The organism is Amycolatopsis sp. NPDC005961 (genome assembly GCF_040629235.1).
GTDB lineage: Bacteria > Actinomycetota > Actinomycetes > Mycobacteriales > Pseudonocardiaceae > Amycolatopsis > Amycolatopsis camponoti.
The window spans coordinates 1-6,618 of record NZ_JBEXVF010000144.1 but is presented as its reverse complement, the minus strand read 5'-3'; the positions used below and the strand labels follow the sequence as shown (position 1 = coordinate 6,618).

Here is a 6,618-nt window from a genome sequence, read left to right as displayed (position 1 = left end):
TCAGCACCGGAGACCCGGGGTCAAGGGTGAGCGAAGCTCATCGCGAAGCGACGCCGAAGGCGCCCTTGAGGCCGGGTATCCGGTGTTGAACAATCAAAGACGAGGAGCGGTCACCGCCCCTTACCCCTGGAGTGAGTTTCTGGTTAGGTTCTCACCACCTGGCACCAAAATCCTGGGGGTTTATGCCCATGTCATCCCGTTCCCTCCCGAGATCCGCGGCGCTCCTCGCCGCCGTCACGCTCCTCACCGGCCTCGCCGCCGCTCCGGCCCAAGCAGCCACCACCGAACAACGCCAACGCGACTTCACCGCCGCGGCCACCGAGTTCGGCGTCCCCGAGAACGTCCTCCTCGGCGTCTCCTACCTGGAGTCCCGCTGGGACTTCAACGCCGGAACGCCCAGCACGTCGGCCGGCTACGGCCCCATGCACCTCACCGACGTGAGGGAAGCCGGAGCGGCCACCTCCCACCACGACGAGGGCACCGAAGACCCCCGTGGCGACGACGCCCGCCCCGCCCTCCACCCGGAGGCCGGGCCCGCCACTCCCCCACCGGGTCTCCAGACCATCGACGAGGCCGCCCAGCTCACCGGCCGAACAGCCGAGACCCTCCGCACGGACCCGGCCCAGAACATCCGGGGCGGCGCCGCCCTGCTCGCGAAGTACCACGCCGGCCAAGCCGACTGGTACGACGCCGTGGCGCGCTACAGCGGATCCACCGGAGAAGCCGCCCAGACGTTCGCCGACGAGGTCTTCGACACGATCAAGACCGGCGTCGCCCGCACGACGGACGACGGCCAGCAGGTCACCTTGGCCGCGACGCCGGGCGTCGCCGCGAAGCGGCACCCCGGCAACCCCGCGAACGTCGAGTGCCCGAGGACCGTCGCGTGCGAGTCGGTCCCGGCGCCGTACCAGGAACTGCCGAACGACGACTACGGCAACCACGACCTGGCCAACCGGCCGGTCAGCCAGAAGATCGACCACATCGTCATCCACGACACCGAGGGCTACTGGGACAGCGTCCTCAAGCTCGCCCAGGACCCGACTTACGTGAGCTGGCACTACACGATCCGCTCCAACGACGGCCTGATCGCGCAGCACGTGCCGACCAAGGACGTCGCCTGGCACGCCGGCAACTGGTACATCAACGCGAAGTCCATCGGCATCGAGCACGAGGGCTTCGCCGCGAAGGGCACCTGGTACACCGAAGCGATGTACCGGTCGAGCGCGAAGCTCGTCGGCTACCTCGCGCGCAAGTACGACATCCCGCTCGACCGGGCGCACATCATCGGCCACGACAACGTGCCGGGGACGGTCCCGTCGACCATCGCGGGCATGCACTGGGACCCGGGCCCCTACTGGGACTGGTCGCACTACTTCGACCTGCTCGGCGCGCCGCTCGGCGGGTTCGGGCTGCCCGGCTCGTCGCTGGTCACCATCGACCCGGACTTCGCGAAGAACCAGCCGATCTTCACCGGCTGTGACGCCGTCGGAACGCCTTGTGCGACAAGGGGTTCCGAGGCCGTCGTGCTGCACTCGGAGCCGAACGACGCCTCGCCGCTGCTGAAGGACGTCGGCCTGCACACCGACGGTTCGCCGTCCACCATGGCCGTCTCCGACGTCGGCAGCCGGGCCGCGACCGGGCAGCGGTACGCCGTCGCCGACGTCAGCGGCGACTGGACCGCGATCTGGTACCTCGGGCAGAAGGGCTGGTTCCACAACCCGCGCGGCGCCCGCGTCGCGAAGCCCGCGATCGGGCTCGTGGTGACCCCGAAGCCGGGGCTGGCGACGATCCCGGTCTACGGGCGCGCGTACCCCGAGCCCGAGGCCTACCCGGCGAACGTCAAGGTGCAGGCCATCACGCCGCTGCCGTACACGCTGGCGGCCGGGCAGAAGTACTCCTCGGCCGGGACGGTCGGCTCGGAGTACTACTCGGCCACGACGTTCGACGTGGCCGACCACGTGGTGGTGAAGGGCAAGCTCAAGTACGTCCAGATCCAGTTCGGGCACCGGATCGCGTTCGTCAAGGCGGACGACGTCCGGATCCTCCCGGCCTTCTGACCGGGGGCGGAGGTCGCGCTCACGCGTCGAGCGCGACCTTCGCCCCGGCCGCCTGTTCGGTGTTGCGGCGCGTCTTCGCCCAGCCGTTGCGGCCGCGGACCAGCCGGAACAGCGCGCGCCACGACGTCACGTAGAACGTGTAGATGTACGCCGCGTAGGCGAAGCCGAGACCGATGCCGCGCAGCACATTGCGGCTGCGCAAGCACTTCAGCTGGTAGATCGGGCCCCAGACGAGGAACGGCAGCAGCCCGAACGAGCCGTAGATGGCGAAGAGGATCCACGCGCCGCCGGTGAACCACGTCCACATCTGCGCCGGGTCGCCCGCGGTGCTGACGATCAGCAGGATGAACGGGATCGGGTAGAGCAGCGAGCCGAGCAGCTGCAGCCACGGCTGGGCCAGGTAGTACATCATCTCCGCGGCGCCGAGCGTGCTGACGTGCGGCGAGTCCCAGATCCGCCGCAGGTACCGCGCGCACTGCATGGTGCCCTGGCCCCACCTCGTGCGCTGCACCAGGAACCGCCGCAGGCTGTACAGACCCTCCTGCGCCACATGGGAATCCGGCGTGAACCCGGTGCGCCAGCCTTCGGTGAGCAGGTGGACGCCGAGCTCGAAGTCCTCCAGCAGCGAGCCGCGCCACGGCTGTTCGTCGGGGCCGGCGATCGAGTCGAGCGCGGTGAGCCGGGTGAACTGGCCGTTGCCGCCCATGGAGATCGTGCCGGTGAAGCCGCGGGACGTCTGGATCGCCGCGATCGCCGTCCGGAACTCGAGGTCCTGCAGCTGCGCCAGCTTCAGGCCGAACCAGCGGCCGACGGGGTTGCGCGTCGGCGGGGGCGTGCCGACGTTGCTCATCCAGACGTCGAGCTGGACCGCGCCGATCCCCTCGTCGCCGAAGAGGTGGTCCGCCGCGCAGACCTCCAGGCAGTTCGGGGCCGGGCGGCCGTCGGCGTCGACCACCACGACCACGACGTCGTCGCGGGTCGCCGCCGGGCCCATCCAGTCGTTGAGCGCCCGGTAGGCGGCGTTGAGGGCGTCACCCTTGCCGGTCCGGGCCTCGGGGCGCACGCGCGGCACGAGGTGCAGGTACGGGTCGTAACCGCCGTGGCGCCGCCACAGCATCCGCACGACGCGGGCGGTGCGGTCGTCGGAGTCGTCGTCGACGACCCAGACGTGCGCCTTGCGGAACGTCGTGCGGAGGTAGCGGATGGTCTCGCGGATGACGGACTCTTCGTCGCGGCACGGCACGAAGAAGTGCCACGTGAAGTCCGCCGGATCACCCACCGGCGCGGGTTTGCGGCGCAGGTAGGGCACGACGATCACGACGACGTACACCAGGAACGCCACGCTCATCGTCAGCGCGAACGCCTGCGTGATCGCCAGCAGGACCTTGACGCTCATGCCTTCTTCTTCCGCGTCGCGAGCCAGACGAACAGGACGAGCGAGACGGCGCCGCCGAGCACGCTGACCATCGAGCCGAGCAGCGTGTGGCCCCAGTAGTAACCCTCGTCTGTGCCGAACTCGTGGACGAGCCCGACGATCGTCAGAATGCGCAGTTGATTCACCAAGACGACGACGAGCGCGGAAATGCCGAGGGAAAAGAAGAGCCGCTTCGCATTGGCGGGCCGGAAGTACAGCATCGCCATCGTCACAACGAGCAGTGGCAGCAAAAGGAACGCGGAAGAACATTCCGGCGTCATTCTCAACCCGAATGGAGTAGCGCTGCTCAACCCAAAGTAAACGGACTCCCGGTCGGGAGCGACATAAACACCCGATGTAGTGATGAGATCGAGGATCACGCCGGCGAGGCGCACTTCCAGTTCGCGGTAGAACCGCTCGGCCAGCACCAGCGCGGCCCCCGCGACCACCAGCGCGCCGAGCGCGATGACCAGGGGAAACTTCGTCGTACCTGAGTTCGGAGCGCTCGCTACGGCCACGACGGTCCTCTCGGTGTCGGTTCTTCGGTCAAGCTGCGGACCCCGGGCGAGCGTAAGTCATGGACGCCTCGCGATTCCACTCGGAGGTGGGGTTTGACCGGCCATTCGGCAGAATTGCCGGCGAACTTGCTAGGCCGACCGGGTGATGTCGGGTTCGACCTGCGAAAACGCCCGAAAGCACTACCCGATCCGGTGATCAACCCCATTTTGTGTGCTATTCGCGGCGGTCTTGGCGATAGTCGATTCGCGTGCCGAATCGAGGCAGGCAGGATCGATCCGCGCCCGCGGTCACGCTTTCACCCGGAAACTCAGCGAATTCGGAGGATCAGTTGATGAAGAGCTCCCTCGTACGCCGTGGCGGGCTGCTCGCCGCGGTCGTGGCGAGCGTCGTGCTCGCCGGCGCGGCCCCCGCTTCGGCGGCTCCCGGCGACGGTTCCGCGTACGGCGTCAAGGTCGACGTGACGCTGCTCGGCCAACCCGCGGTCAAGCTGGGGCCGCTCGCGGCCGCCAGCACCGCCGGGCCGACGACGAGCACCGTCGCCAGCGCGAACGCGGCCGGGATCCTGACGGCCGGCGTGATCACCGCCGAGGCCAAGCGGGACGACAACTCCGGCGCGGTGACGGCGAAGGCGACCACCGCCGACGTCGGCCTGCCGCTGCTCAAGGCCGCGCTCGGCAACGTCGGCGTCAAGACCGTCGAAGCCGTCTGCACCGCCACCCAGGAAGGGGTGAAGGGCAGCAGCACGCTGGCCGACGCGAAGCTCGGCAGCATCGGCGCGGTCGACGCCAACCCTGCGCCGAACACCCAGATCAAGGTGGCCATCGGCGTGGTCAACGTCGCGACGATCATCCTCAACGAGCAGATCAAGAACGCCGACGGCAGCCTCACGGTCAACGCCATCCACGTGAAGCTGCTCGGTGGCGTCGTCGGCGCACTCGGCTCGGGTGACGTGATCGTGTCCTCGGCGACCTGCGGCCCGGCCGCACCGCCGATGCCGCTGGCGTCCGGCGCGGGGCTGTGGATCGGGCTCGGCCTGCTCGCCGCCATCGCGGTGCCGGTCGGGACGCGCATCTCCCGCAACCGCCGCACGGCCTGAGTGAGGCCCGGATGTACAAGATGCCGGGTGCGGGCGTCGGCGTGGCCGGTGGCGGGGTGGGCACCCTCGCCGCCACCGGCGCCGACGTCGGGTGGTGGCTGGCCATCGGCGTGCTCCTGGTCCTGCTCGGGACCGTCGCGCTGATCGCCGTCCACCGCCGCAACCGCCGCCTCTCCCAGGCGCGGGAGCACTGAGGCCGGGGCCGTCGGCGTGCGCCCCTCGCACGCCGGCGGCCCTTGCCAACGATTTGCTGGACACTGGACGATGTGGAGAAGGGGCACCGCGGGGTGGATGTGATGTTGCTGGCCGGGACGCGGCCGGAAGCGCTCAAGCTCGCGCCGCTGGCACTCGCGCTGGAGGAGCACCCGGCCATGCGGCCGATCCTGGTCCACAGCGGGCAGCACGCGGGCATGGTCGAGCAGGCCCTGTCCCCGTTCGGCCTGGTCGCGGACGCGTGGCTGGACGTACCGCCGCGCGTGACCGGCGGCCAGGCGGAGCTGGTCGCAGGGCTGCTGCCCGCGCTCGACGACGTCCTGCGCCGGTTCGCCCCGGCCGCGCTCGTCGTCCAGGGCGACACCACGACAACGCTCGCCGGCGCGCTGGCGGCGTTCTGGCTGGGCATCCCGGTGGTGCACCTCGAAGCCGGGCTGCGCACGCACGACCTCACCGCACCGTTCCCGGAGGAGGGCGCGCGGCAGATGGTGTCCCGCCTGGCGGCGCTACACCTGGCGCCAACCCTCGGCGCGGCGGCCGCACTGCGCTCGGAAGGCGTAGCGCGGCAACGAATCGCGGTCACGGGCAACACGGTGGTCGACGCGGTACTGGAGATCGCGGCACGCGACCTCCCGGCGCGCGACACGGCGCTGGCGTTGCTGGAGATGGAGATCGCGGAGGCGGACGAGCGACTGGTGCTCGTGACGTCGCACCGGCGCGAGTCGTGGGGCGAGCCCCTGGAGCGAACGCTGGCCGCGGTGCAGCTGATCGTGGCCGAGCACCCGGACGTGCAGGTGCTGTTCCCGGCGCACCCGAACCCCCAGGTCCGCGACCAGGTCGAGGCAGCACTGGGCGGCCTGCCACGCGTGACGGTGACGGACCCGCTGGAGTACCCGGACCTGGTCCGCGCACTGCGCCTGGCATCACTGGTGCTGACGGATTCGGGCGGCATCCAGGAGGAGGCGCCAACGTTCGGCACACCAGTACTGGTCCTGCGCGACGTCACCGAGAGGGTGGAGGTCGTGGAGGCAGGCTGCGCATGGCTGGTGGGAACGGACACGGAGCGAATCGCGGACACGGCGGCGCGTCTGCTGAGCGGCGAGCTAAGGCCAGCCCAGGTCGGAAACCCTTACGGCGAAGGCAATGCGGCGACCCTAGCGGTCGCAGCGATCGAGGAGCTACTGGGCGTGGGCTCCCCGGCACACAAGCACGCGGCGGCGTCCTGACGCGAGCCCCGCAAGAAAGGGACCCACACCCCCCGCAACCCCGATCCGAAGCCAGAACACGGCCGGCGACGCCGGGTCAAGGCATCTTTCCCG

General features: G+C 70.0%; 6 protein-coding genes. 4 read left to right on the top strand and 2 right to left on the bottom strand.

Annotated features, from left to right (window positions below; all coding sequences use genetic code 11):
• Nucleotides 1–182 precede the first annotated feature (182 nt).
• Nucleotides 183–2,057: an N-acetylmuramoyl-L-alanine amidase gene (locus ABZ342_RS48670; protein ID WP_360488849.1), complete on the top strand. Its 1,875-nt coding sequence runs from the start codon at nucleotides 183–185 to the stop codon at nucleotides 2,055–2,057.
• A gap of 19 nt (nucleotides 2,058–2,076) precedes the next feature.
• Here ABZ342_RS48670 and ABZ342_RS48665 read toward each other — a convergent pair whose 3' ends face one another.
• Nucleotides 2,077–3,453 carry a glycosyltransferase family 2 protein gene (locus tag ABZ342_RS48665; RefSeq protein ID WP_360488846.1) on the bottom strand — a complete coding sequence of 459 codons (1,377 nt, stop codon included), beginning with the start codon at nucleotides 3,451–3,453 and terminating at the stop codon, nucleotides 2,077–2,079.
• The gene (gene xrtP / locus ABZ342_RS48660) at nucleotides 3,450–3,989 is read right to left on the bottom strand and encodes an exosortase P (RefSeq protein WP_360488843.1); all 540 of its coding nucleotides are present in this window, start codon (nucleotides 3,987–3,989) and stop codon (nucleotides 3,450–3,452) included. Before xrtP ends, ABZ342_RS48665 begins: the two co-directional genes overlap by 4 nt.
• Before the next feature lie 332 nt (nucleotides 3,990–4,321).
• Here xrtP and ABZ342_RS48655 point away from each other — a divergent pair, with 332 nt between their 5' ends.
• The 3 genes from ABZ342_RS48655 to wecB all read left to right on the top strand — a co-directional run bounded on the left by ABZ342_RS48655 (nucleotide 4,322) and on the right by wecB (nucleotide 6,525).
• Nucleotides 4,322–5,086, top strand: coding sequence for a choice-of-anchor P family protein (locus ABZ342_RS48655; RefSeq protein ID WP_360488840.1), 765 nt, complete (start codon nucleotides 4,322–4,324; stop codon nucleotides 5,084–5,086).
• 11 nt (nucleotides 5,087–5,097) lie between these two features.
• The gene (locus ABZ342_RS48650) at nucleotides 5,098–5,280 is read left to right on the top strand and encodes an LPXTG cell wall anchor domain-containing protein (protein WP_360488837.1); all 183 of its coding nucleotides are present in this window, start codon (nucleotides 5,098–5,100) and stop codon (nucleotides 5,278–5,280) included.
• Nucleotides 5,281–5,373: 93 nt separating this feature from the next.
• Nucleotides 5,374–6,525, top strand: a complete 1,152-nt coding sequence (gene wecB, locus ABZ342_RS48645) for a UDP-N-acetylglucosamine 2-epimerase (non-hydrolyzing) (protein ID WP_360488834.1) — start codon at nucleotides 5,374–5,376, stop codon at nucleotides 6,523–6,525.
• Nucleotides 6,526–6,618: the final 93 nt, after the last annotated feature.